The sequence below is a fragment of the Kitasatospora sp. NPDC127111 genome (genome assembly GCF_042677465.1).
In the GTDB taxonomy this organism is placed as follows: domain Bacteria; phylum Actinomycetota; class Actinomycetes; order Streptomycetales; family Streptomycetaceae; genus Kitasatospora.
In genome coordinates, this window is record NZ_JBHXTG010000004.1 from 31,180 (window position 1) to 57,668 (window position 26,489).

Here is a 26,489-nt window from a genome sequence, read left to right on the forward strand (position 1 = left end):
TCCCCCCTTTCTACACCCGTAGTAAGTGCGTAGTACGCTCCTTCTACAGCTGTAGAAAGAGTGCGATGACGGAGGAGGGGCCGGGCATGAGCGGCAGCAGCGCGGTGGTGGTCGGGGGCGGCATCGGCGGACTGGCCGCCGCGATCGGACTCCGGCTCGCGGGGTGGGACGTCACGGTGGTCGAGCGGGCCCCCGTCCTGGACGACGCCGGCGCCGGCATCTCGCTGGCCGCCAACGGACTGCGGGCGCTCGCCGCCCTGGGCGTCGGCGACGCGGTGGAGGCCGCCTCGCGCCGCCAGTACACCGGCGGCACCCGCACGCCGGACGGCCGGCGACTGGCCCGGATGGACGGCGCGGCGCTCGAACGCGAGTTGGGGGCGCCGATCATCGGCATCCCGCGGGCCGTCCTGCACCGCATCCTGCGCGCGGCGCTCCCGGCCGGGTCGCTGGTCACCGGCGCCGAGGTGACGGCGGTGGACGCCGCGCCGTCGTCGCGGGTCCGGGTCGGGTACGGCGACACCGCGCTGGACGCCGACCTGGTGGTGGCCGCCGACGGGATCGGCAGCCGGCTGCGCCGTCGGCTCTTCCCCGACCACCCCGGCCCGGTCCACAGCGGCTCGACGGTGCTGCGGGCGATCACCGAGCACCCGGTCGACGGACTGGACGCCGACTTCGAGCTGACCTGGGGGCACGGCGCGGAGTTCGGCCACATCGCCTTCCCGGACGGCCGGGCCGAGTGGCACGCGGTGCTCAACGCCCCGGCCGGGGTGCGGTACCCGGACCCGATGGCCGAGATGCGGCGCCGCTTCGCCGGCTGGCACGAGCCGATCCCGGCCCTGCTCGCGGCGACCCGCCCGGACGCGGTGCTGCACCACGACATCAACGAGCTGGCGACCCCGCTCCCCTCGTACACGGTGGGCCGGGTCGCCCTGCTCGGTGACGCCGCGCACGCCATGACCCCGCACCTCGGGCAGGGTGCCTGCCAGGCGCTGGAGGACGCGGTGACCCTGGCCGCGGCGCTCGGCACCGAGCCGACCGTGGAGGCGGCGCTCGCCCGGTACGACGCCGAGCGGCGCCCGCGCAGCCAGACGGTGGCGCGGGACGCCCGGCGGGCGGGCCGGATGGGTCAGCAGCTCGCCCACCCGCTGGCCGTCGCCGCCCGGAACACCGCCATCCGTCTGACCCCCTCCGGTGCGATGATCAGCACGGCGCTCCGGCACGCCGACTGGACCCCGCCGCGGATCACCCCCGCGGCCGGTCGGCCCTGACCCACGGCCCGGCCGAATCACCCGCACCCCCACCCGGGCCCGGGCCCCAGCGGCGCCCGGGCCGAAGCCGCGCCCCGGGCCGCAGCGGCTCACGGTTCGCGGCGACTCACGGGTGGCGGCGACTCACGGGTGGCGGCGGCTCAGGGGCCGGCACCGCAGGCCGCCACGCGGCCCGGACGGCCGGCCTTGACGGGGCAGATGATTAGCCGCCATATTACTTTCATGACCCCGAACCACCCCCCGCAGGGCGACGCCGGCCACGGCGCGCCCACGCTCGACCAGGCCCGGCGACAGCTCGGCCGGTACGGGTTGTCGGCCGATCCGCAGGCCGTCCTGGTGGCCGCCCGGCTGATGGCGGCGGGCGCGCGACTGGGTCAGGCCGGGGAGGCGCACTTCTCCCGCTTCGGACTGTCCACCGGGCGCTACCGGCTGCTCGCCGACCTGGAGGACCACGGCGGCGAGAAGTCGCCGTCCCAGCTGGCGGCGAGCCTCGGCGTGTCGCGGGCGACCGTGACCGGCCTGGTCGACGGACTGGAACGCGAGGGCCTGGTCGCCCGGCGGCCGTCCACCGAGGACGGCCGGGGCAACGTGGTGATCCTGACCCCGACCGGCGCCGAGCGGCTGCGAGAGCTGGCGCCCGACCACTTCGCCCGCATGGAGGCGATGGTCAGCGGCCTCTCGATCGAGGAACGGGCGGTGTTCCTGGACCTGCTCGCCCGCCTGGTCGAGGGCATGTCCGCCCTGACCGCCGACTGAGACCACCGACCCGGCCGACCGGCCGGCCACCACCACCCGCACCCCGCACCCGCACCCGCACCCGCACCCGCACCCGCACCACTCGACCGGCAGGCCGCCCACCACGGCGACCCCAGCCTCAGGCCGGCATCCGCACGACCATGTAGTTAGCCACCTAAACACAAATAGTTAGCCACCTAATCAAAGGAACCACGACAGTGTCCGAGACCTCCGACTCCCCCGCCCAGCCCCCGCCGTTCGTCCTCTGGCGCGAAGTACTGGCCGCCTACGTGATGCCCGCCGCCACAGCCGGCGTCGGCGGTGCGATCACCGGGCGGTCCGAGCTGATGATCGCGGCCGCCACCACCATCGCCGGCACCTCCGCCGTGGTCGCGGCCGTCCTCGGCGCCCGCCTGCACCGCCGCCCGGCCCACTCCTGGACGCTCCGCCCGCCGCGCGCCCTGCTGGCGGCCGGCTTCGGGATCACCGCCGCCGGCCTCGGCCTCCTGGTCGGCTGGTCCGGCGCGCAGTGGCTGCCGAGGGTGCCGAGCCTGGCGCACAGCCCGTGGCCAGCCAGGCTGCCCCTCGACCTGCCCCTGTCCGCCGCCATCGCCGCCACCGCGATCACCTGGCGCTGGCGCGGCAGCCGCCCGCGCCGGCGCCGACAGCACTGACCACCCACCCACACCTCCGAAAGAGCGGACAACATGATCGTCATCATGGGCGCCACCGGTGCCACCGGCGGCGCGACCCTGCGCAGTCTCACCCGGCTCGGCATCCCGGCCCGCGCCCTCGGCCGCGACCCCGGCCGGCTCCTCGCCGGGCTGGACGAGCACACCCGGACACTGGTCGAGGCGGTGCCGGCCGACGCCGGCGACCCGGCCTCGCTGCGCGCGGCCCTCCGCGGCGCCCGCCGGCTCCTCCTCACCATGGCCAACGGCCCGCAGCAGGTCGAGCACGAGCTGCGCGTCATCGACGCGGCCGCGGCGAGCGGCGTGGAGCACATCGTGAAGGTCTCCGCACCCGCCGCCGAACCGGACTCCCCGGTGGCCGTCTCCCGCGGCCACCACCGCGTCGAGCAGCACCTGCGGGCGTCGGGCGTGACCGCGACCGTGCTGCGCCCGTACGCGTTCATGCAGAAGCTGCTGCTGCTCGCCCCCGGGATCGCCGCCGCCGGGCAGTTCCACGGTGCCATGGGCGCCGCTCCGTGCAACTACGTCGACTGCCGGGACATCGGCGACGCCGCGGCCTCCGTGCTCACCCGGCCCGAGCCGGCCGGCGGCACGTATGAGCTGACCGGCGGACGGGCGTACAGCCACCCCGAGCTGGCCACACTGCTGAGCGGGCTGCTCGGCCGGCCCGTCCGATACGTCGACCTCACCCCCGGGGAGCTGCACGCCCACCTCGTCCGGCGGGCCGGGATGCCGGACTGGCTGGCGTCCCACGTGGTCGAGATCCAGCAGCTCGCCGTGCACCGCCCGGAGCGGCCCGACGACGCGTTCACCCGCCTGACCGGGCGCGCGCCCCGCACCCTGGAGGCCTTCCTGCGCGAGCACCTCGACGGCTTCCGCTGATCCGGCGGCGAGCTCCGGGGCACCCCGGCGGTCCGGACTCGGGCCGCCGGGGTGCCGGCCGGCACCCGAACGGAGCAAATCCGGTGTGGCGTGGATCACGGCCTCGAAAAAAGGCTGACGGTCCGTCAAAATCGCTGACAGTTCGTCACAATCGACTCACGACAGCTCAGTTATTGAGTGACATCCAGTCAGATTCGGCCACTCCGGCGCGAGTTGGGTGAAGTGTCGGGCAGTACACCGTTCATCACCCGGGGCTACCATCGGTCGGGTTGTCCGCTCCGGCCCCGGAGTGGGGTCACCCGACCAGACGAGTGCTCCCACCGCCCCCAGGGGCCGAGCACCGGTCGGGACAGGGGCGAGGACGAGGAGCGCACGGGCTGCCATGACAGCTGAACCGAGCCAGACGGAGCAGACCCCGCAGGCCGCCCCGCAGACCCCACCACGCCCGGTCCCCTGCGCCGCCCCTGCCGGCGACACTCCCCTCGGCAACGCCCCCGCCGGCAATGCCGCCGCCGAGGCACTGACCACCGAGACACTGACCACCGAGACACCGGCCGCCGAGGCGCCCGGCGCCGGACCGGCCCTGTTCCCCGGCCGCCCGGCGCCCGCCCCGCGCACCCTGGTCGACGTCCTGGACGCCACCGTCCGCGCCCACCCCCACGAGCCGGCCCTGGACGACGGGCAGGTGCTCAGCTACCGCGCGATGGCCGCGGAGGTCGAGCAGCAGCGCCGCCGGCTGACCGCCGCCGGGATCGGTGCGGGCGACCGGGTCGGCATCCGCGTCCCTTCCGGCACCAACGACCTCTACATCGCCATCCTCGCCGTCCTCGCCGCCGGCGCCGCCTACGTCCCGGTGGACGCCGAGGACCCGGACGAACGCGCCCAGCTGGTCTTCGAGGAGGCCGCCGTCGCCGCCGTGCTCGGCGCCGGCCGTGAGCTGACCGTCACCGCGGAACGGCCCGCCGCCGCGGACCGGAGCGCCACCGCACCCCGCAGGCCGACCCCGGCCGACGACGCCTGGATCATCTTCACCTCGGGCTCCACCGGCCGCCCCAAGGGCGTCGCCGTCACCCACCGCAACGCCGCCGCCTTCGTGGACGCCGAGGCCGCGCTCTTCCTCCAGGACGAGCTGATCGGCCCCGGCGACCGCGTGATGGCCGGCCTCTCGGTCGCCTTCGACGCCTCCTGCGAGGAGATGTGGCTGGCCTGGCGCTACGGCGCCTGCCTGGTGCCCGTCCCGCGCTCGCAGGTCCGCAGCGGCGCCGACCTCGGGCCGTGGCTCGCCGACCAGGAGATCACCGTGGTCTCCACCGTCCCCACGCTGGCCGCGCTCTGGCCGGCCGAGGCGCTGAACGAGGTCCGGCTGCTGATCTTCGGCGGCGAGGCCTGCCCGCCCGAGCTGGTGCAGCGCCTCGTCACCGAGGGCCGCGAGGTCTGGAACACCTACGGGCCGACCGAAGCGACCGTGGTGGCCTGCGCGGCCCTGCTGACCGGCGACGGGCCGGTCCGGATCGGCCTGCCGCTGGACGGCTGGGACCTCGCCGTCGTCGACGAGGCCGGCGCGCCGGTCGCCCCGGGCGGCACCGGCCAGCTGGTGATCGGCGGCGTCGGCCTGGCCCGCTACCTCGACCCGGTCAAGGACGCCGAGAAGTACGCGCCGCTGCCCTCGCTCGGCTGGGACCGCGCCTACCGCAGCGGCGACCTCGTCCAGGCCGACCCCGCCGGCCTGCTCTTCCTCGGCCGCGCCGACGAGCAGATCAAGCTCGGCGGCCGCCGGATCGAACTCGGCGAGGTCGACGCCGCCCTCCAGGCCCTGCCGGGCGTGGCCGGCGCGGCGGCCGCCGTCCGCACCGCGCGCGGCGGCAACCAGCTGCTGGTCGGCTACCTGGTGACCAAGGACGGCTGGGACCGCGAACAGGCCGTCGCGCAGCTGCGCGCCGAACTGCCCGCCGCCCTCGTCCCGCTGCTGGCGCCCGTGGACTCGCTGCCCACCCGCACCTCCGGCAAGGTCGACCGCAACGCCCTGCCCTGGCCGCTGCCCGACCTCGAGACCGCCGGCCCCACGGAGGAGCTCTACGGCACCGAGGCCTGGCTGGCCGAGCAGTGGACCGAGATCCTCGGCGTGCCGGTGAGCGGCCCGCGCGAGGACTTCTTCGCGATCGGCGGCGGCAGCCTGGCCGCCGCCCGGCTCACCACCCTGCTGCGCACCCGGTACCCGAGCGCCGCCGTGCTCGACGTCTACCAGCAGCCGACCCTGCGCAAGCTCGCCCGCCACCTGGAGCGCACCGCGGCGAACGGCGGCGAGGCCCGCACGGTCGCGCCGGTGCCGACCCGGGCCAAGCTGCTCCAGCTGCTCCTCCTGATCCCGCTGTTCACCGTGGTCGGGCTGCGCTGGACGGTCGCGCTGCTGGCCCTCGGCAACGTCCTCGCCCGGTTCGGCGACTACCCGTGGGCGCCGACCGCCTCCTGGTGGGCGGTCGGCGCGGGCGCGCTGGCGCTGTACTCCCCGCCGGGCCGGCTCGCCGTCGCGGCCGGCGGCGCCCGGCTGCTGCTGCGCGGCCTGCGCCCCGGCAGCTACCCGCGCGGCGGCTCGACCCACCTGCGGCTCTGGGCCGCCGAACGGCTCGCCGAGGTGAGCGGTGCCACCGCGCTCTCCGGGGCGTGGCTGGTCCGCTACGCGCGGGCGCTCGGTGCCAAGGTCGGCCCCGAGGTGGACCTGCACTCACTGCCGCCGGTCACCGGGATGCTCAAGCTGGGCCGGGGCTGCGCCGTGGAGGCCGAGGTCGACCTCTGCGGCTACTGGCTGGACGGCGACCGGCTGGAGGTCGGCCAGGTCAAGGTCGGTTCGGGCGCCGTGGTCGGCACCCGCTCGACGCTGCTGCCGGGGGCCCGGGTCGGCAAGCGGGCCCAGGTGGTGCCCGGCTCCAGCGTCACCGGGCAGGTGCCGACCGGCCAGCGCTGGGGCGGCGCGCCCGCTGTCAAGCTCGGCCGGGCCGAGCGGAGCTGGCCCAAGGAGCGGCCGGCCCGCCGGGCCCGCTGGGCCGCGCTCTACGGCGCGAGCGGCACCGCCCTGAGCCTGCTGCCGGTCCTGCCGGCGCTCGCGGGGCTCTCGGTGCTCGCCCGGTTCGTCCACCCCGGCGCCGGCCTCGGCGCGGCGCTCGGCGGCGCCCTGCTCGGCCTGCTCCCGGCCACCGTGGCCTACGGGCTGGTGTACGCGGCGCAGCTGGTCGCGGCCGTGCGGCTGCTGAGCATCGGGCTGACGCCGGGGGTGCACCCGCTGCACGGCCGGGTCGGCTGGCAGGCGTGGACGGTCACCCAGCTGATGGACCAGGCGCGGGAGGTGCTCTTCCCGCTGTACGCGGGACTGGTCACGCCGCTCTGGCTGCGGGCGCTGGGGATGAAGGTCGGCCGCGGCGCCGAGGTGTCCACGGTGCTGGCACTGCCGAGCCTGACCACGGTCGGGGACGGCGCGTTCCTGGCCGACGACACCCTGATCGCCCCGTACGAGCTGGGCGGCGGTTGGGTGCGGCTGGGCGAGGCGAAGGTCGGCGAGCGGGCGTTCCTCGGCAACTCGGGGATGACCGCGCCCGGCCGGTCGGTCCCCAAGCGGGGGCTGGTGGGGGTGTTGTCGGCGACGCCGGCGAAGGCCAAGAAGGGCGGCTCCTACCTGGGCATGCCGCCGATGCGGCTGCCGCGCTCGGCCGACCGGGCGGACCGGAGCCTGACGTACGAGCCGCCGGCCCGGCTGCTCTGGGCGCGCGGGCTGGTGGAGGTGGGCCGGCTGCTGCCGGTGCTGGCCTCCGGGGCGCTGGGCGCGCTGACCCTGGCGGCGCTGTCCGGGCTGGCGGCCGCCTGGTCGCCGGTGGCGGCGGCGCTGCTGTCCGGCCTGGTGCTGCTGGCCGCGGGCGGGGCGGCCTGCCTGGTCGCGGTGGCGGCGAAGTGGCTGCTGGTCGGGCGGTTCCGGGCGGTGGAGCACCCGCTGTGGAGCGGCTTCGTCTGGCGCAACGAGCTGGCCGACACCTTCGTGGAGGTGCTGGCGGTGCCGTGGCTGATCGGCTCGGTATCGGGGACCCCGGTGCTGAACCTCTGGCTGCGGGCGCTCGGCGCGGGCGTCGGACGGGGTGTCTGGTGCGAGAGCTACTGGCTGCCGGAGGCGGACCTGGTCACGCTCGGGGACGGGGTCAGCATCAACCGGGGCTGCGTGGTGCAGACCCACCTCTTCCACGACCGGATCATGCGGATGGATACTGTCATCCTCCGCGAGGGCGCCACCCTGGGCCCGGGCGGCATCGTGCTGCCCGGCAGTACGGTGGGTGCGCGCAGCACGCTGGGCCCGGCCTCGCTGGTGATGCGCGCCGAGTCGGTCCCCGCGGACACGCGGTGGCTGGGCAACCCGATCGAGGTGTGGCAGACCACCTCGTGACCGGTCCGGCCTCCCCGCCGTCCGCCACCTCGTCCCGAACCCTGCAGGGAGCGCACAGCCCGGTGAAATCCCGCCCGGTGAACCACCAGCACGCCCCGGCGGCCCCCACCGCCGCGCCCGACCCGTACTTCCCGAACAGCGGGGACCCGCGCTACAAGGTCCACCGTTACGAACTCGCGCTGGACTACCGGCCGGGCCCGAACCGGCTCGGCGGGACGGCCCGGCTCAGCGCCGTCGCGGGCCCGGCGCTGGCCGAGTTCGCGCTCGACCTGGCCGAGTTCCGGATCGGCCGGGTGCTGGTGGACGGCAAGGCCGCGCACTACACCCACCGGGGCGGCAAGCTGCGGGTCCGTCCGGCCAAGGCCCTGGCGGCGGGGGCCGCGTTCACCGTCGAGGTGCACTACACCGGGAACCCGCGCCCGGTGCGCAGCCCGTGGGGCGGCCTCGGCTGGGAGGAGCTGACCGACGGGGCGCTGGTCGCCAGCCAGCCGGTCGGCGCGCCGTCGTGGTTCCCGTGCAACGACCGGCCCGCCGACAAGGCGACGTACCAGATAGCGGTCACCACGCCGTCCCCGTACACGGTGGTGGTCGGCGGCCGGCTGCTCACCCGCACCACCCGGGCGTCCAGCACGACCTGGGTGTACGAGCAGTCCGCGCCGACCTCGACCTACCTGGTCACGGTGTCGATCGGCCCCTACCGCGCGGTTCCGCTCGCCGACCGCCCCGGCGTCCGGCAGACCGGCTACGTGCCGGAGCGGCTGGCCGGCGCGTTCGCGACGGACTTCGCCCGCCAGCCCCGGATGGCGGCGTACTTCGAGGAGGTCTTCGGCCCGTACCCGTTCGGCGAGTACGCGGTGGTCCTGGCCGACGAGGAGCTGGACGTCCCGGTCGAGGCGCAGGGCGTGGCGACCTTCGGCACCAACCACCTCGGCGGCGGCTGGGAGCGCGAGCGGCTGATCGCCCACGAGCTGGCCCACCAGTGGTTCGGCAACAGCGTGTCGATCGCCGACTGGAGCCACATCTGGCTGAACGAGGGCCTCGCCAAGTACGCGGAGTGGCTCTGGTCCGAGTACAGCGGCGGCCCGTCCGCCGCCTCGCACGCGGCCACCGCCCACGCCCTGCTGTCGCGCCTCCCGCGGGACCTCCGGCTGGGCGACCCGGGCCGCAAGCTGATGTTCGACGACCGGCTGTACCAGCGCGGCGGGCTCACGGTGCACGCGCTCCGGACGGCCGTCGGCGATCCGGCCTTCTTCCGCCTGCTCATGGACTGGGCGACGCTCAACCGCCACGGCGTCGTCACCACCGCGGACTTCGTGGCCCACGCGGCCCGCTACTCGCGGACCTCCCTCGGCGGCCTCTTCACCGCCTGGCTCGACCGCCCCGAGCTGCCCCCGCTCCCGGCGGCCTGACGGGCCGCCGGACGGAGCGACTCCACTACGGAGCGTATCTGGCCGAGTCCGTGGCGTGCAGGTCCTACCGTGGGCTTCGGGGAGGGACGGGAGACCTGACGAGGGGCTGACGGTCGGGACCGATTGCCCATTGCTGACGGTCATGACCGCTGGTTAGCCTGGGGAAAAGGGCTGGGGAACGAGGCACCCGACGCCTCGGGAGGTTGTCATGAGCCCCGCGAATGCTACGCAGATCTTCGTCGTCAGCACCGCCCAGGACGTTCTCGCCGCCGGGCACGAGTTACGGAACGCACTCGACAACCCCGCTCACAGGGCCGCTGCTGCGGACCGGCTCGCGCTGGTCGCGGAGGCGGCTCTCGGTGGCCTGGATGACCTCGCCGTCCGCAATTTCGAGGCGGTGGAAGGCGGGGCCGGGGGCGAGACGCCCGAGGAGCGCGAAACCGCCGCCGATGAGGTGCTGACCGGCACCGTGGGCGACCTGAACGTCGCACAGGTCACCTTCGCGGCCGGAGCCGCGCTCGGGGAGGGCGGCGAGGCGGAACCTGCGCCGGACACCAGCGGAGCCTCCCCCGGAGGTGTCGCCGGGACAGGGCCCGCTCCGGACACCGCCGCACCACTGGACCAGGCGCTCCGGCTCGTTCGGGAGAGTGCGGAGGCCGTTGCCACCGGCATGAACTCCGGCCCGACAGCAGCGGCCTGGAGCACCCCGCCCACACCTCCGGCCGCCTCGGGCGGATCCGCCGTCTCCGCGAGCGCACTGCGGCAGCAGGCCTCGGCGACGCTCGACGGACTGGTCGCTCAGGTCAGCGACGTGGCCACGGGTGCTGCGTCACTCGCGCGCAAAGCCGTACCCGTCTTCGACGCGGCATGGGAGCAGATCGGCAAAGTGGTCCGCGTGGGCCAGATCGTCGGAAGGTTCGTCCGCCTGGGCCTGCGAGCGGTGGAGGCCGCACTCAACCGGCTGTACACCCTCGTCCACGCCGACTTCCTGCGCACGGCCCGCGACAAGGTGCACGCGATCTGGGAGAACGCCCGTGACGACGCGACCACGCCCGCCATGATCCGCGTCGTGATCGGTGCCGACGCCGCCGAACAAGGGGTGGGCCGCGCGCTCACCGGCGACGGCTTCCACCCGGACCGGCTCGACCTCGCCGCCGGGCGGGTGCGCGAGCTCGGTTCACAGTTCGGTCGGCTGATGGGCGTCGCCCAGGCGGTCGTCGGGGCACTGGCGGCGGTCGGGGTGGTGTCCGCGATCTTCCATCTCGTCCTGCCCCAGGTGGCGATCGCCATCGGGGCGATCGCCCTGGCGGTGGTCGCGGCCAGCGTGGTGCTGGGCAGCGACTACGCTGACTCGGGCACCGGCCGCGGTCTGGTGCGCGGAGTCCACGGGACGGTCCTCGACGCGGTGAGGTGATGCCGTCGTGGCGACCGCAGCCCTCCCGGACCGGAATGCCCTGCTTGCCGGCCGGATCGGGCAGGAGCTCGCAGATCTGAAGCTGATGATGCGCGCCCTGCGCGAGGTGTCCGCCGAGGCCGGGATCGGAAAGGCCGCCCAGCAGCGGTTCGGCATGCTGCTGGCCGATGCCACCGGGCAGCTGCAGGGCCTGGCCGACGACCCGCAGCACGCCCGCTGGGCGGACCTGGCCGCAGAGCAGGACAAGCTGACGCCGGTCAAGCGCGAGCTGCTCGCCTTCGTCCAGGGGCTGCTGATGCAGAGAAGCGTCCTGGAACGGGACTTCGTCGAGGCGACCACCCGGCTGCTGGACGACCTCACCATCCGCTCCGGCATCAAGCGGGACGTCCTGCTCTCGGTCGACGTGTCGGAGTTCCTGGCGCCCTCGACGAGCATGATGCGGTTCCGCTTCACCGACACCACCGTCTGGGCGCTTCCCAGCATGGTGCACGAACTCGGCCACCACGCGGCCAACCACCTGCTCGCCGAGACGAAGCCGGAGTACCTCTACAGCCGTCCGGTCGTCGCTCACCTGGGCACCGCCGCCGTGGCGGAGCGCGACGTGTCGGACGTGACGGAGAAGAAGGCGCGCGACTGGCTCAACGAACTGTTTGCCGATGTCTACGCCACCTATGCTCTCGGACCCGCGTACCCGCTCAGCGTCATCGCTCTGCGCGCCGTACCGGACGGGTTCGACGACGACCTGGGAACGCATCCGTCCTGGAACCGCCGGGTCGTGACCATGCTGGGTGCGCTGCACGAGATGAGCGAACGCCCTTCATCCACGGACCAGAACGCCCGGTTCGCGTTGTTCGCCGACAGCGTGGTGGAGCCGCTCTGGCGCAGTACCGGTGCCGAACCCCTCCCGCCCGACGATCCGGCCGCGCAGCAGTCGGCCGAGCAGGGACGCGACATGGTGCGGAAGCTCGCCGCGAACACCCCGGCGGATCTCCTCTACCCGATCGGCGCCGACGTCGACCGACTGGCAACCGGGCTCGCGGAACAGCCTGCCGGTCCGCCGGACGGCACGACTCCCGCACAGGTGGTCGGCGCGGCCTGGTTGTGGTGGCTGAACCACTGGAATGCGGGCCGCTGGCTGACCGACCAAGTGAGCCGCAGCGCGCTAAGGCTGTGCGTCATGGCGGGGTGAGGAGGACCCGATGCCTGCCAGTCAGAAGCTGCTCGACATGCGCCTTGAGACCCTCGGCGACTACGTGAACCGGGTCAGGAGCATCGCCTCCGACGCGTCCTGCCGAGGGGAGACCCTCAGCGCTCTAGAGCAGCAGCTCGCGCCCGGATCGGAGGTCTTCGGCTTTCTCGACCAGGGAAAGGAGCTGGCGGATTCCCTGAAAGCCCTGGTCAAGAGTCCGAACGGACTGCGCGAAAAGTTGCTCGACCTGCACAAGCACCGGTCCGAATTCGAACGCATGAAGTTTCCAGAAGACGAATTGACGAACCGCCTGATAGGACTGCCGCACCTCATCGACCAAGTTCAGGACAGCCTTTACGCGCTGCAGGAAATCCTGCGGAGGGCCCGCGAGACATCGGTGAGGATCGACGGCTACAATCTCAAGCTCGATCAGAGCCTCGAGGATCACTGCTCGGCGATCGACAACGACGTCGCGGATCTTCGCGACAAGATCCAGCACGGAGGAATCAGTGAACGGGACTCGTGGCTCGCCTACGAGAACCTGGTCAGTACCAAGTGCGAGGTCGTCTTCGCCGAATACGTCGACTTTCTCGGCGGACTCACCCTCCGCGACGCATCCCTCGACGGACAGGTCTGTCGGATCGCCGACAACCTGATCCGGGAACTCGTCGCACCGACGAGGGGGGAAACCACCCCGGCCGAGATGATCGCGCTTCCCGCCCGGCGGGACACCGTGCACCTCGCCCTCAAGCGCCTGCTACGGCTCGGCTTCCCCGAATGGAGCTTGTGGGAGCTGCCATTCGTGGCACGCGAGCTCGGCCTGTTCATCGCACTGGATCCGGGTGAGTCGGGACGACGGAGCCGTTCAGTGCTGGCGGAGGGAATTCCCGACCACCGGTCGGAGTTCGCCACGGAGATTTACGCCGATGCCTTCGCTACCTACACCATGGGCCCCGCCTATGCGTGTGCTTCAGCCCTGCTTCGGTTCCAGCCGCATCACGACGCCTCCACCACGACGCTTCCATCCGATGTCGAACGCGCCGCTCTCGTCTTCGGCGTGCTCCACCGGCTGGACCCCACCTCAACCAACCCGCTCGCACCGGTCGTGGAGCACGTCCGGCAACTGTGGGCCAACGCACTGGCCGGCGTTGATCATCCCGCAAGACTCCACGATACCGCCTTCGGTGACTTCACCGATGACTTCTGTGAGGCGATGAGGACCGACCTGCGGGGCGACTTCCTGTCTGTGTACGGCGCGTCCAAGTCTCTGGACGGTCTTCGTGCAATGCTGGCCGATGACTCGGGCGACTTGGGGTCGGCGTCGGAGTACAAGGTCTGCGAGGTCATCAACGCCGCCTGGGCGGCCCGGCTCACGAACCTGGGAGATTCGAACCTCGCCCAGTCGATCACCGACCGGGTCGCCAAGCTCTGGGGCACCCCGAAACCGAGGGGAACGGTCCCCGGGCACAACCGTGTCCCGGTCCGCCCACCGCAGGGAGGCCGCGATGTTCTCGCGTAGGCAGCCCGGGGCCCTCCGCCCGCCAGGCCCCTGGCTCCCCGCGACCGATGCCCGGGCCGCGCACACCTCCTCGTCGGCGGCCGTGCTGCGACGGCAGTTGGACCAGGCCAAGGCCGACTACGCCGAGGGGCGAGTCCCCCAAGCCGCCGAGGCCGCAGGCCGGATCGGACGCGCCCAGTGGAACCTCGGCACGGTCAGCGCCGACGCGGCGGACACGCTGGCCATCGCCGCTGCCGCAGGCGTCCTGCTCGGCCTGTGCAAACTCGCGGACCAGCCGGAATCCCTGGCCGAGGAGATACCCGCGGCAACCCGGGAGGTGTTCGCGCGGGCCGTGAAGACCTTCGAATCCGGGACCGAACAGACCGCTCTGCTGGAAGAATTCACCGACTACCGCGGCATCGCACTCGCGCTGACGGGAGCGTACGGCGCAGCCGTGCCGCTCTTGCGGAAGGCGATCCGGCAGCACGGAGACAGTCCGGATGTACGACGTGCCCTGGGCCTTGCCCTCTGGCGCTCCGGCAAACCCACCGAGGCGCTGCACGAGCTCCGGGAAGCCACCCGAAACGCTCCGGACGAGTGGCAGACGCAGGAGCTCCTAGCCACCGTCCTGGCCGACCACGGAGCAAGCCCCGCCGAGGTGGCCGCCGCCTGGGCGGCCGCCTCGCAAGCCCATCTGGCCGTGCGGCACATCCCTCGCGCGGTGACCACGGCCGAGCGGGCCACTGCGCTCGCGCCCGGAGACTTCGCCGCTGCGCTGGCCCTCGGAACGGCACTAGCCGCGGCAGGTGGGAGCAGGACGGCCGACGTGCTCCGCACCGCGGTCAGCCTGGCGGCGAGCGCGTCGGACCGCGCCATGGTCGGCTACAAACTTCTCGAGGCAGGGCTGCCCCGGGAAGCCATCCGTGCCGTTGAGGCCGACGCGAGCGACCTCGCCGCGACGCCTGACGGACTCATCGTCCTGATCCAGGCACTGGCCCTGGACGGCCGGGCCAAGGAGGCCGCCGGGCCGTTGGACAGACTCAAGGAGTTGCTCCCCCGGCATCCGGTTGTCCACCTCCTGGACGGTCAGGTCTCACGTGCCCTCGGCCGGATCGACGAGGCGGTCGCCGCCCTGCGGACGGCCGACTGGGTCGACCCGAGGAACCCGTTCATCCTGGTCGAGCTCGCCTCCGCCCAGATCGAGCAGGGCGCCACGGACGAGGCCCTGGAGACCCTCCGGCGAGCCCTCCAGGTCGACCCGCACTACGTCAACGCGCTGATCCTGCGGGCGCAGCTGCGAGCGACTGGGGCCGAGAGAGACGCCGATCCCGACGCGTATCCGGAGGCGATCGCCGATCTGCGCCAGGCCGTGGACCTTGCGCCGTGGCGAAGCCCTGCCCTCCCTGTCCTCGCCGAGCTTCTGATCCTGGCGGACCGCCTGGAGGATGCGCGTGAGCTCGTGGACGGACTCACCTACACCGACGGTGACTGGCCCGCAGGCTGGGCCCTGCGCGGCGACGTCCTCACCGCTCAGGGGCACCACCAGGCGGCCGAGACGTCCTACCGGCGGGCACTCGCGCTTCAGCCGGACTCGGTGGAGGCGCTGACCGGGATGGCCAGTGCAATCCTGAACTCCCATGGCCCTCAAGACCGGACGGCCACGGTCGACGCCGAACGCCTGGCTAGGCGCGCCGTCGCCCAAGACGCCACACATGCGGCCGCACATGCTGTCCTCGGTGAGGCGCTGCGTCGCCTGGACGATCACGAGGCCGCCATCACCGAGCTCCGCGAGGCGATCAGGCTCGCCCCGCCGTACTGGTACGCCGTGGCGACCCTGGGCCAGGCACTGCTCGCAGCCGACCGTACCGAGGAGGCCGTCGGCCGTCTCGAAGAAGCCCTAGCCCACGGGCAGGACGACTGGTGGGCACATGCCAGTCTTGGCGAGGCCTACCTCCGTACCAGCGACGACTTCTCTGACCAAGCTATGACAGCGGACGACTCCGGGACGGCAGCACGCCTGCGAGAGGAGGCAGCTGCCGCCAACGCCAAGGCCGCCGAGCAATTGGAAACCGCCGCCCGGCAAGCCGGGGAAAACCCCGATGTGTTCGAACAACTCGCCTTCGCGCTGTTCCGGCATCAGCGCCACGACGACGCGGTCCTGGCCCACCGGCATGCCGTCGAACTGGACCCGGACAGCTGGGAGCGCCGGGCGACCCTGGGCGAGCTGCTCATTGCGGTCGGGCGCAACTCCGAGGCGCTGGCCGAACTGGACCTGCTGGTCAACGCGGGGGTGGCCACACGGGAGGTCCTCGCTCTGCGCGGACGGGCGCTCTACTGGCTGGACGAGTACAACGGTGCGGTGGAGCAGCTGCGCCGGGCTCTCCCGCCCGAGGGGGTGGACGCCGGCCCGGAGGACGCCGAGACCCTCTACTGTCTCGGCGACGCCTACCGGCTGCTAGGCCGTTTCGACGAGGCACTTGACTTCCTCGACAGGGCGGTCGCTGTCGCACCCGATCACGACGGGGCACTGGCCTCCCTCGGCGTCCTCCACCTCAACCGGGGCGAGGACCAACAGGCCGTCGACAACCTCACCTTGGCCGTAAAGATCGATCCCACGAACCGGTTCGCGCTCCAGCGGCTCTGGCTGCTGGAGAACGACCGCGGCCGTCTGCGGTCGGGGCTCGCCGCCGTTGAGCAAGCCCGCACGAGGCGTCCCGATGACCCGGAATTGTCGAAGGAGTACGCAGCGGTCCTCAGTGTGGCCGACCGCGATGCCGAAGCACTGCGCATCCTGGCCGAGGTCCTCAAACAGCAGCCCGACGACGTCGAGGCGGTACAGCTCATCGGCCGCGTCAGCCTACACGCCGGCAACCTCGTCGAGGCCCTGGGCGCCTACCGTCGCGCCGTCCGGCTCGCAGAACGGACAGGCGCGGACGACTCGGTTGTCATCGGCCTGCTCACCGAACTCGCCGTCACCGAGAGCCAGTGCGGACTCTTCTTCACCGCTTTGGCGACCGCCGCCCGGGCACTGGCCCGTGCGCGCACCCGGGACGCGCTGCTCACCTTGGGCGACCTCCTGTCGAGCGTGGCCGCATGGCCTCAGGCCGTGGCAGCGTTCGAGGAGGCGGTGCTCCTCCCGCCGTTCGAGAGCAGCGGGTTCGCCGCGTTCGGCTGGGCATTGGAGCACAACGAGCCGGTAGACATCGCTAAGGTGCTCGGCGCCTACGAACGGGCCTGCGCACTGGCTGTGGGCGACCCGGCCCCCCTTCGGCACCGGTCGAACGGATATCTGCTTGCCGGACGGCTGGATGAGGCCGAACTCGGCTACCGCAAGGTGGTGGAGCGGCTGTCAGACGCCCGTTCCACCGACTCCCCGACGCTTCACGACTTGGGCTGGTGTCTCTACCGCCTCAAGCTTCACGACCTTGCCTCGGCCACCTACCTGCGCGCACTGGCGACCTCGGACGACCCCGCCATGCTGCTGTTCGACATGGGGCTCAACTCCTTGGAACGTGGCGATCCCGTCACCGCGGAGACCGCGTACCTCAGGGCGCTGGCTGAGATCGGCCGGAAGTCCGACCTGCTGGCCCGGGCCCCGCTCGCGGTCGCCCTGCACGACCTCCGACTGGCCCGGGCGGTCCCGGCGGGGGCCGAGCAGGCCCGCCGGGAGACGGAGATCGTGCTGAAGACCGAGCTCGCCCGCCGTCCGCTGCCGGCTGCGCTCGGCAGTCCGGTGCAGGCCGAGCGGTCACCCGTCGCCGCGTGAGCCGGCGCGGGCGCCCGCCGGGGCTATCGCCGCCACTGCCGTGCGGCAGGTGGCGAGGAGTCGTTCGTCGTCGGCGATGACGTGGCTGCCGGCGAAGCCCGCGTTGTGGCGGCGGGCGGCGGCGAGTTCGGTGCGGACGAGTGGGAGGGCGGAGGCGGCGGCGGGGCCCATGGCGGTGAGGCAGGCCGCGGCGGCGGTGCGGGTGTGCGGGTTCGCGGTCCAGGCGGCGGTGAGGACGGGGAGGACGGCCTCGGCGTCGGCGGTGGTGTGCCAGAGGGCGGTGGCGCCGTCGACCCGGACCCAGACGTCGGGGGCGGTGAGCATCGCGCGCAGGGCCGGGGCGGCCTCGGCGGCGGCCGGGCCGATCGGGGTGAGGGCCTTGGCGGCGTCGCGGCGGGCCCAGGGGTCGGTGCCGGCCGCCCGGGCGAGGAGCAGGGGCAGGACGGCGGCGTTGTCGCCGGTCGCGGCCCAGAGGGCGGCCGCGGCGGGCAGGGCCTGCGGGGAGTCGGGGTCGGCGAGCAGCGCCCGCAGGTCGGGGGCGGCCTCGGCGGCGGCGGGGCCGAGCCGGGTCAGGGCGCGCAGGGCGGAGCCGGCCACCGGGCCGGTGGGTACGGCGCGCAGCAGGCGGAGGACGGCGGGGACGGCGTCGGCGCCGCCGAACGCGCCGAGGGCGGTGAGCAGCGGGTCGGCCTGGTCGTGGCGCGGGGTGCGGTCGATCGGCAGGGCGGCGAGGCGCTCGCGCAGCGGGGTGGCGAGCGGGGCGGCGGCCGGGCCGAGGTCGGCGATCAGGAAGCCGAGGTCGGGCGGGAGCACCGGTCGGTCGAGGGCGGCGGCCAGGGCCGGCAGGGCGCGCGGGTCACCGAGCCGGGTGAGGATCCGGAGCAGGTCGCGCGGGTCGGGGTGGTCGTCGGGGCGGTGGTCGGCCCGGTGGTCGTCCCACGGGTCGGCGACGGTGGCGAGGCTCGCGGCGACGGCGTCGGCGGCCGGGGCGGCCAGCCCGAAGAGGTCCGCCAGGACGGCGGCGGCGGCCTTGCCCGGGCTGCGGTCGTGGTCGGCGAGCTGTCGGCCGAGCAGGGCGACCAGCCCGCCGTACGGGCCGCGGAGCTCGTGGAACAGCTGACGGGTCTGCCGGACGGCGCCGCGGCGCAGTGCCGGGTCGGCGGCGGTGAGCTGCTCGGTGTAGAGGGCCACCCGGTCGTCCAGCCGGTCGCCGAGGGCGCGGTGGAGGATCCGCAGGGCGGTGTCGGTGGAGCGGCCGGCCTGGTGGGCGGGGATGCGGCGCAGCAGGTCGACGGCGGCCGCGACGGTGTCGGCGGGCAGCGGGCCGGCGGCGCGGTCGGCGAGCCGGGCGGTGGCGGCGAGGCGGAGCGCGGCGGGCTGGTCGGGGTCGGCGGCGAGCGTGGTGAGCCAGCCGGTGGCGGGCCCGGCGAGGTCGGGGAAGCGCTCGGCCGCCAGGGCCGCGGCGGTGGCGAGGGCGATGCGGGCCTCGGTGTCGGGTTCGTGCGGGAGCCGGTCGCGGAGCCGGTCGAGGGTGGCGGGGCCGTCGGGGTGCAGCCGGGCGAGCGCCCGCGGTGCGGCGCGGCGTACGGCCGGGTCGGGGTCGGTGAGCAGCGGTACGAATGCGTCGGCGCGGGTGGTGACGGCGGCCCGGCCGCGGGCGAGGAGGACGCGCCAGCGGGACGCGCCGGCGCTCTCCGCCTCCTCCTCGTCCACCAGGTGGTGGTGGACGGACTCGCCGATGTCGGTGAGCAGTTCGGCCACCGGCCCGCGGTCGGGCCGGTCCGGCGCGGCGAGCAGTTCGAACAGGAAGGGCACGCAGGCGAGGGTGGAGTCGTACACGTCGCCCTGCTGGTGGACGGTGTCGCACAGGTCGTCCAGGGCCGCCCCGCGTTCGCCGGCGTGCGGGGCGAGCAGGCCGAGCAGCATGTCGGGCACGTCGTCGGCGGGGCCGTGGGCGTGGGTCAGGGCGGCCCAGTCGGTCTCGTGAAGGCTGTCGAACACGGTGCCCTCCTCGCTGGTCGCCGGCTGTACGTGCTGCGCCACACTCTGCACCACGCGACTGACAGGTGGACGGCCGGCCTCCGGAAGGCCCGATCGCCGCTATCGTTCCACCCCGTCAGAAACGTACAGTCGTACGATGATTCGGGCCGGTCGGCCTGGCGATGCCGCAGGCTGAAGGCCCCGGCGACGAAGGGGGCAGCAGGGATGGCGGAAGGCGAGAACGGTGGTTCGGGCGGGATCGGCGTCGACACGGGGGTGTTGCGCAAGTCCGCCGGGCACTGCCGGGAGATAGCCCCGGCCGTGCAGGCCGGCGGGAAGCTGCCGGAGTATGCCAGCGGGAAGGCGGGCAGCATGCTGCAGCACCAGGACTTCGAGCTGGGGGTGGCGCTCCAGGCGGCGAGCGCGCGCTGGGCCCGGCAGACCGTCTCGATCCTCAGGGCGATCGAGCTCACCGGCCGCAACCTCGACGAGAGCGCCGCCGGCCACAGTGCGACCGAGAACGGCATCGCACAACAGATGCGCGGGATGGGCTCGCAGTTCCACTGACCCCGCCGCCGATGCGGACGGGATCGAACACAGCACGGGGATGAGCATGCTGACATACGAACAAGTCCTGGCCGCGCCGCTCGCCGACCTCAAGGAGGCTGCCGACCAGTGGTCGAAGGCCGCCCGGGTGATGGGCGCGCAGCAGGACAACTACCGCGACCAGGTGATCGTGCCGACCAGCGCCAGCTGGCACGGCGCCGACGCGGACGCGGCGCAGGACTTCATGGGAAAGGTGTCGAAGGAGCTGTACGACGCCATGACCGAGGCGGACGCCATCCACGGCGTCCTGGTGGAGGCCCACACGGCGATCACCGCCGCCCGCAGGGAGCTGCTGCGGCTTGCCGACGAGGAGGCGCCGCGGTTGGGCCTGGTCGTCGGGGCGGGCGGGAAGGCGCACACGAAGGCCCCGGTCGAGCTGGATCTGGGGAAGCGCATCCAGAACGAGCAGAACATCAAGGCGCTGGAAAAGGCCATCGTCAACGCGCGGGCGGCCGCCCACGAGGCGGACCGCGCGGCCGCCTGGGCGCTGGGGCGCAACACCGGCGGCAGCGACAACGAGTTCAACCCGGGCTCGTACAGCACGCTCGGCAGTGCCAAGGCCGGGTTGGGCGAGGCGCACTACGCCGATGCCTCGAACTTCATCTTCGACGAGATGAAGACCAACATCAACTCGTCGCAGGTCAAGGACATCCGGTGGAACATGGAGCAGAGCGAGAGTCCCTGGGCCGTCATCAACCCGGTGCCGGGCTCGATGGCCGGGCCGCGCGCGGTGGGGCTGGCGATCTGGTACGAGCAGGTCAAGAGCGGTGGTCCGTGGGATCACAAGCCGATCCTGGAGAAGCGCTACGACCTCCAGTCGAGTAACGACTTCTACTTCAAGGTCCCCGACCGGGACGTCGAGGTCTCGTACGACATCTACTCCAACATCCACTACGGGTACGTCGGGCGGTCGGCCGGAATCAGCCGGCTGGAGCTCATCGAAGCCGCCAACGCCGGCACCGGCGGTACCGGCACCAACGACCCGGGTGACGACATGTCGATGACCATCGGCATGGATCTGTACGAGAAGTACGGGCCGAACATGACGAAGGAGCAGATGGACGCGGCGGTCCTGCAGCTGGTCGACGAGATGGAGGCCAAACGCCGGGCCGGCGACGCGAGTATCACGCAGGTCCGCCCGACACGGTAGCGTCCGCACCGCCGATCCGCCCCGGCCGGGCCCTCGTCCGCGAGGTCCCGGCCGGGGCCGGCGGTCAGCCGGTGGCCGCCGGTGGCCGCCGACGGCCGCGTCCCCGCCGACCCGTTCGATCCGTGAGACCCGTGAGACCGACTCGTTCAGAGGACCAGATGACCGACCAGTACGACGAGCTGCTCCCCACCACCCGCCGCGCCCTGCTGCACCGGATCGCGGTGGCCCAGTCCGAGGGCCGCACCCCCTCGCTGGTCGCCGCGGTGGTGCGGGACGGCCGACTGGTCTGGAGCGACGCCCGCGGCATGGTCGACGGTCATGCGCCCACCGCCGACGTGCAGTACCGGATCGGCTCGCTCACCAAGACCTTCGTCGCCGTGCTGGTGCTGCGGCTGCGCGACGAGGGCCTGCTCGACCTGGCCGACCCGCTCGGCCGCCACCTGCCCGGCACCCCGGCCGACGACGCCACCGTCGCCCAGCTGCTCGCCCACGCGGGCGGGATCGCCGCCGAGACCCCCGGGCCCTGGTGGGAGCGGACCGACGGCGCACTGCGCCCGGCCCTCGGCGACATCCTGGAGCGCGAGCGCCCGCAGAAGCACCCGGCCGGGCGGCGCCACCACTACTCCAACCCCGGCTACGCCCTGCTCGGCGCGCTGGTCGAGCGGCTGCGCGGCGACTCCTGGGGCGAGGTGCTGCACCGCGAGATCCTCGAACCGCTCGGCATGGACCGCACCACCCTGCTCCCCCGGCACCCGCACGCCGGCGGCTTCGCCGTCCACCCCTGGGCCGACGTCATGCTGCCCGAGCCGCTGACCGACACCGGTCTGATGGGGCCGGCCGGGCAGCTCTGGTCCACCGCCGCCGACCTGGCCCGCTGGGCCGCCTTCCTGGCCGGTGGCGACGACGAGGTGCTGGCCGCCGACACGCTCGCCGAGATGCGCCGGCCCGCCGTCGGCCCGGAGAGCGACGACTGGACCGGCGGCTACGGCCTCGGCCTGCAACTGCTGCGCCACGACGGCCGGGTGCTGTACGGGCACTCCGGTTCGATGCCGGGCTTCACGGCCGGGCTCTGGATCAGCGAGAAGGACGGCCTGGCGGCGATCGCGCTCGCCAACGCGACCAGTGGCGCCAACACCCCGCTCGTCGCGGCGGACCTCATCGCCCTCACCGCCCGGCACGAGCCCCGGCTGCCCGAGCCGTGGCGGCCGCTGCCCGCCGTCGACCCGGACCTGCTCGCACTCACCGGTCCCTGGTACTGGGGCGCGTCCGCGCACGCGCTGCGGCTGAAGGCAAACCGGATGCTGGAGCTGGCCCCGCTGGCCGGCGGCACCCGCAGCTCGCGGTTCCGCGCCGAGCCGGACGGCACCTGGACGGGCCTGGACAACTACTACGCGGGCGAGACGCTGCGGGCGGTGCCGGCCGCCGACGGCTCGGTCAGCCACCTGGACCTCGGCTCCTTCGTCCTCACCCGCGAGCCCTACGGCCCCTCCGACGCCGTGCCGGGCGGAGTCGACCCGCAGGGGTGGTCGGCCGGCTGAGCCCGGCTCCCGCACGGCCCCGATCCCGCGCGCCGGGGCCGGTGGCCCCGCGGGACGGCGGCCCGGGCGTGGGCGATCGTCACGCGGGCGGCCGGGCACCCGGGCCGCGTCGCCCACCCGGGTGCTCGGGCACCGTCCCCGTACCCCGTCGGCACCTCCGCCGACGGCGCCACCCCGTGGAACGGAGCGGACGGCGGCGGGCGGCCAGCGGGCAGGTGTCCGACAGGCGCCGGGTGGCCCCATTCAGCAGGTGCACATCTGCGCTCCTCCGAACCGCAACGTGGACGCCAGCCGGCCCGGAGAAACATACGGATACCGGTTCGCACGCCCCACGACCGAGCGGACCGGGCCGGTGCCACGGCGTTCCGTGGCCGCCGCCGTCCGTGCTGCCCTGGAGGGTCCGCCATGACCACCGTCCCCACGTACGCTCCGCCCGCAGTCACCCCCGGCCCGACCGCCGCGGTACCCTCCCCGCGCCCGGCCCGGCCGGCCACCGTCCAGCCCACCGCCGTCCAGTCGGCGCCCACGTCCGCGCCCACGCCCGCGTCCGCGCAGGCCCCCGCCGCCTACACCGTCGGGCTGGCCCGCGACGAGGACGACGTGCGCGCCGCCCAGCGACTGCGTCACCGGGTGTTCGCCGCCGAGCTCGGCGCCGTGCTGCACAGCCCGCTGCCGGGCCTGGACGTCGACCCGTTCGACGAGTTCTGCGACCACCTGCTGGTCCGGGAGGGCGAGCACGGCGCGGTGGTCGGCACCTACCGGCTGCTGCGCCCCGAGGCCGCCCGGCGGGCCGGCCGGCTCTACTCGGACGGCGAGTTCGACCTCGCCAACCTGACCCCGCTGCGCGCCGGACTGGTCGAGCTCGGCCGCTCCTGCATCCACCCCGACCACCGGGGCAACGGCGCCGTGATCAACCTGATGTGGGGCGGCATCGCCCGCTACCTCGCGGACACCGGCAACACCTGGGTCGGCGGCTGCTGCTCGATCGCCCTGGACGACGGCGGCGCCACCGCGGCCCGGGTCTGGGACACCGTCAACGCCAAGTACCTCGCCCCCGAGCAGTACCGGGTGAGCCCGCACCGCCCCTGGGACGCGACCGGCGTCCCGCGGGCCGGGCGGGCCGCCCTGCCGCCGCTGCTCCGCGGCTACCTGCGGCTGGGCGCCTGGGTCTGCGGCGCGCCCGCGCACGACCCGGACTTCGCCACCGCCGACCTGTACGTGCTGCTGTCGCTGGAGCGCACCGACCCGCGCTACCTGCGGCACTTCCTCTCCGGGACGCCCGGGCTCACCGGTCCCGCCGCCGGCGCCGGCGCGTCCCCCGCCTCGTGAGCGCCTGGCTGCCGACCGCGCCCTGCACGCCGGAGACCTGTCTGACCGACCGGGCCCCCGTGGTCGCGCTCCCCCGGCGGGCGCTGCGGCTGGCCGCCTGCCTGACGGTGCTCGTCACCGGCATCGGCCTCAGCCTTCCGGTCCGCGCCCTCCCGCCGGCGGCGCGCGACCGGCTGGTCCGGCTCTGGGCGCGCACCCTGCTCGGCTCGCTCGGGATCGACGTCCGGCTCGCACCGCCCACTTCGGCCGAGCGCGGGGTGCTGGTGGTGGCCAACCACGTCTCCTGGCTGGACGTCCCGCTGATCGCGGCGGGCCGGCCCGGCCGCTCGCTCGCCAAGACCGAGGTGGGCCGGTGGCCCGTCCTCGGGCCGCTGGTGGCCTGGGGCGGCACCGTCTTCCTCGACCGCGACCGGCTGCGCGCCCTCCCCGGCACGGTCGCCGCCGTCGCCGGGGTGCTCCGCAGGGGCCGGTCGGTGGTCGTCTTCCCGGAGGGGTCGACCTGGTGCGGGCGGGAGAGCGGCCGGTTCCGGCCCGCCTTCTTCGAGGCCGCGGTCCAGGCCGGCACCCCCGTCCAGCCGGTGACGATCCGCTACCGGCTGGCGGACGGCCGGCCCACCCGCGCGCCCGCCTTCGTCGGCGAGGACGGTCTGCTCAGCTCGCTCGCCCGGGTGGTCGCGGTGCGCGGGCTGGTGGCGGACGTGACGTTCCTGCCGCTGCTGCCGCCGGTTGCGGTGCCGGCGGCCCCGGCCGGGCCGGGGAGGGAGCGTTGGCGGGCCCGCCGGGAGCTCGCCCGGGCGGCCCAGACGGCGGTCGAGGCGGCCGGGCGGGGGTGAGTGGGCGGCGGTGGCCGGCGGGCGCGCGCCGTCGGGTGACCGCCCAACGATGACCGCGGGTCGGCCCGCCGCGCCCGCGGCACTCGCGCCGTCCACGCGCTCGCGCCGTCCACGCGCTCACGCCGACGGGGTGCCTGCCGACCGGGTGCCCGCCGACGGCACGGGCCGCGGCTGCCCGCTCGCCGGCGCGGCCGGCCCGGACCGGCTGCCCCGCCGCAGCAGCAGGACCGCGACCAGGGCGGCCGTGGCCGCCAGCCCGGCCGCGCCGCAGCGCACCGCGAGGTGCACGCCGTCGACGAACGCACCGTCCACCGCCGCCTGCACCGGCCCGGTCAGCGACGCCCCGGCGCCACCGGGACCGGTCGGGCCGCCGTGCCCGGCTCCCGCCCCGGCCAGCGCGTCGGCGGCACGGCCCGCCGTGCCGGGCGGAACGCCCAGCCGGGCCAGCGAGTCGGTGAGGGTGCCGGTCAGGCGGTGGGTCAGCACGGCGCCGAGGGCCGCGACGCCGACCACGCCGCCGAGTTCGCGCAGGGTGTTGATGGTCGCCGAGGCCATCCCGGTCCTGGCCGGGGTGACCCGCTGGAGCACCGCGATGGAGACGGGCGTGAACGTCATGCCCATCCCGAGGCCCATCGTGAACAGCGTCCACAGGTACTCCGGGTAGCGGGCCTGGTCGCCGTAGAGCGAGAGCCCGCCCAGCCCGGCCGCGCAGAGCAGCAGCCCCAGCACCAGCGGCACGCCGGGGCCGTGACGGCCGGTCAGCCGCCCCGCCAGCGGCGCACCGGCGACGATCATCGCCGACATCGGCAGCCCCGCGTACCCGGCGTCGGTCGGCGCCCAGGCCAGGACGCCCTGCATCAGCAGCGGCAGGAAGAACATCGCGCCGAACATCCCGAAGCTGACCATGAACCCGCTGAGCAGGGCCCCGCCGAGCACGCCGTCGCGGAACAGCCCCAGCTCCAGCATCGGCTCCGGCAGACGTCGTTCGAGCAGGACGAACGCCACCAGCAGCAGGACCGCCGCCACCGCGCAGCCGAGCACCCGGGCGTCGGTCCAGCCCCGGGAGGGGCCTTCGATCAGCGCGTAGACGAGCGCGCCGAGGCCGGCCGCGGAGAGCGCCAGGCCGCCGAGGTCGATCCGCCGCCGCCGCGGGGCGATGTCCGGCAGCACCCGGCTCGCCAGGACCAGCCCGGCCACCCCGATCGGCACGTTGATCCAGAACACGCTGGCCCAGCCCAGGTGGTCGACCATCGGCCCGCCGATCACCGGACCGACCGAGAGGCCGAGCGCGGAGACCGCCGACCAGAGGCCGATCGCCCGGGCCCGCTCGCGCTCGTCGGTGAAGACCTGCCGCAGGATCGCCAGGCTGCCCGGGGTGAGCAGGGCGGCGCCCACGCCCTGGAGCATCCGGGCCGCGACCAGGACGCCGGTGGTTCCGGCGAGTGCGGCCACCGCCGACCCGGCCGTGAACAGGGCGAGCCCGAGCCGGAACACCCGGGTGCGGCCGTGGCGGTCGCCGAGTGCACCGCCGGTGAGCAGCAGTGCGGCGTAGACCAGGCTGTAGCCCTCGACCACCCACTGCAGCCCGCTGATCCCGGCGTCCAGCTCCTGCCCGATCCGGGGCAGGGCCAGGTTGACGATGACGTTGTCCAGCATGGACATGAACATGGTGACGCAGAGCGTCGCCAGTGCGAGCCGCTTGCGCAGGGCGCCCGACTCCCCCATGGATCTCCTCCATCCTCCAGGCCCCTAACAGCGTTAGGGACCGACCGGCACG

Annotated in this window: 17 protein-coding genes; 15 read left to right on the forward strand and 2 right to left on the reverse strand. The window is 74.2% G+C overall.

The features are described from left to right. The first annotated feature begins 86 nt into the window (after window positions 1-86). The 10 genes from ACFVHB_RS04275 (at window position 87) to ACFVHB_RS04320 (ending at window position 17,276) form a co-directional block, all read left to right on the forward strand. The gene (locus ACFVHB_RS04275) at window positions 87-1,268 is read left to right on the forward strand and encodes an FAD-dependent monooxygenase (protein WP_380314811.1); all 1,182 of its coding nucleotides are present in this window, start codon (window positions 87-89) and stop codon (window positions 1,266-1,268) included. Window positions 1,269-1,490: 222 nt separating this feature from the next. Continuing rightward, window positions 1,491-2,024 carry a MarR family winged helix-turn-helix transcriptional regulator gene (locus tag ACFVHB_RS04280; RefSeq protein WP_380314814.1) on the forward strand — a complete coding sequence of 178 codons (534 nt, stop codon included), beginning with the start codon at window positions 1,491-1,493 and terminating at the stop codon, window positions 2,022-2,024. Between the two features lie 197 nt (window positions 2,025-2,221). Beyond that, entirely contained in the window at window positions 2,222-2,677 is a 456-nt protein-coding gene (locus ACFVHB_RS04285) for a hypothetical protein (RefSeq protein ID WP_380314817.1), read from the forward strand. A 33-nt stretch (window positions 2,678-2,710) separates the two neighbouring features. Further along, window positions 2,711-3,577, forward strand: coding sequence for an NmrA family NAD(P)-binding protein (locus ACFVHB_RS04290; RefSeq protein WP_380314819.1), 867 nt, complete (start codon window positions 2,711-2,713; stop codon window positions 3,575-3,577). Window positions 3,578-3,959: 382 nt separating this feature from the next. Then, a complete protein-coding gene (locus ACFVHB_RS04295; protein ID WP_380314822.1) occupies window positions 3,960-8,000 on the forward strand; it encodes a Pls/PosA family non-ribosomal peptide synthetase in 4,041 nt (1,346 codons plus the stop codon). Window positions 8,001-8,077: 77 nt separating this feature from the next. Beyond that, window positions 8,078-9,409 (forward strand): M1 family metallopeptidase, encoded by a 1,332-nt coding sequence (locus tag ACFVHB_RS04300; protein ID WP_380314825.1) that lies wholly within the window; start codon window positions 8,078-8,080, stop codon window positions 9,407-9,409. Window positions 9,410-9,617: 208 nt separating this feature from the next. Then, a complete protein-coding gene (locus ACFVHB_RS04305) occupies window positions 9,618-10,823 on the forward strand; it encodes a hypothetical protein (protein ID WP_380314828.1) in 1,206 nt (401 codons plus the stop codon). Window positions 10,824-10,830: 7 nt separating this feature from the next. Then, complete coding sequence (locus ACFVHB_RS04310) at window positions 10,831-12,012, forward strand: hypothetical protein (protein ID WP_380314831.1); 1,182 nt, start codon at window positions 10,831-10,833, stop codon at window positions 12,010-12,012. A gap of 10 nt (window positions 12,013-12,022) precedes the next feature. Beyond that, on the forward strand, window positions 12,023-13,531 hold the full coding sequence (locus ACFVHB_RS04315) for a hypothetical protein (RefSeq protein ID WP_380314834.1): 1,509 nt from the start codon (window positions 12,023-12,025) through the stop codon (window positions 13,529-13,531). Window positions 13,532-13,613: 82 nt separating this feature from the next. Further along, on the forward strand, window positions 13,614-17,276 hold the full coding sequence (locus ACFVHB_RS04320; protein WP_380314837.1) for a tetratricopeptide repeat protein: 3,663 nt from the start codon (window positions 13,614-13,616) through the stop codon (window positions 17,274-17,276). Here ACFVHB_RS04320 and ACFVHB_RS04325 read toward each other — a convergent pair. Then, window positions 17,259-19,277: a HEAT repeat domain-containing protein gene (locus ACFVHB_RS04325; RefSeq protein ID WP_380314840.1), complete on the reverse strand. Its 2,019-nt coding sequence runs from the start codon at window positions 19,275-19,277 to the stop codon at window positions 17,259-17,261. The genes ACFVHB_RS04320 and ACFVHB_RS04325 overlap by 18 nt on opposite strands. 204 nt (window positions 19,278-19,481) lie before the next feature. Between ACFVHB_RS04325 and ACFVHB_RS04330 the strand changes: the two genes are divergently transcribed. The 5 genes from ACFVHB_RS04330 (at window position 19,482) to ACFVHB_RS04350 (ending at window position 24,712) form a co-directional block, all read left to right on the forward strand. Next, window positions 19,482-19,823 (forward strand): hypothetical protein, encoded by a 342-nt coding sequence (locus tag ACFVHB_RS04330; protein WP_380314843.1) that lies wholly within the window; start codon window positions 19,482-19,484, stop codon window positions 19,821-19,823. A 40-nt stretch (window positions 19,824-19,863) separates the two neighbouring features. Next, window positions 19,864-21,012, forward strand: coding sequence for a polymorphic toxin type 44 domain-containing protein (locus ACFVHB_RS04335; protein WP_380314846.1), 1,149 nt, complete (start codon window positions 19,864-19,866; stop codon window positions 21,010-21,012). 158 nt (window positions 21,013-21,170) lie between these two features. After that, window positions 21,171-22,550, forward strand: a complete 1,380-nt coding sequence (locus tag ACFVHB_RS04340) for a serine hydrolase domain-containing protein (RefSeq protein ID WP_380314849.1) — start codon at window positions 21,171-21,173, stop codon at window positions 22,548-22,550. Window positions 22,551-22,955: 405 nt separating this feature from the next. Then, window positions 22,956-23,879: a GNAT family N-acyltransferase gene (locus ACFVHB_RS04345; protein WP_380314852.1), complete on the forward strand. Its 924-nt coding sequence runs from the start codon at window positions 22,956-22,958 to the stop codon at window positions 23,877-23,879. Beyond that, window positions 23,876-24,712 carry a lysophospholipid acyltransferase family protein gene (locus tag ACFVHB_RS04350; RefSeq protein WP_380314855.1) on the forward strand — a complete coding sequence of 279 codons (837 nt, stop codon included), beginning with the start codon at window positions 23,876-23,878 and terminating at the stop codon, window positions 24,710-24,712. Before ACFVHB_RS04345 ends, ACFVHB_RS04350 begins: the two co-directional genes overlap by 4 nt. A 117-nt stretch (window positions 24,713-24,829) precedes the next feature. On the opposite strand, the gene ACFVHB_RS04355 is transcribed toward ACFVHB_RS04350, so the two are convergent. Next, a complete protein-coding gene (locus ACFVHB_RS04355) occupies window positions 24,830-26,437 on the reverse strand; it encodes an MFS transporter (protein ID WP_380314858.1) in 1,608 nt (535 codons plus the stop codon). Window positions 26,438-26,489: the final 52 nt, after the last annotated feature.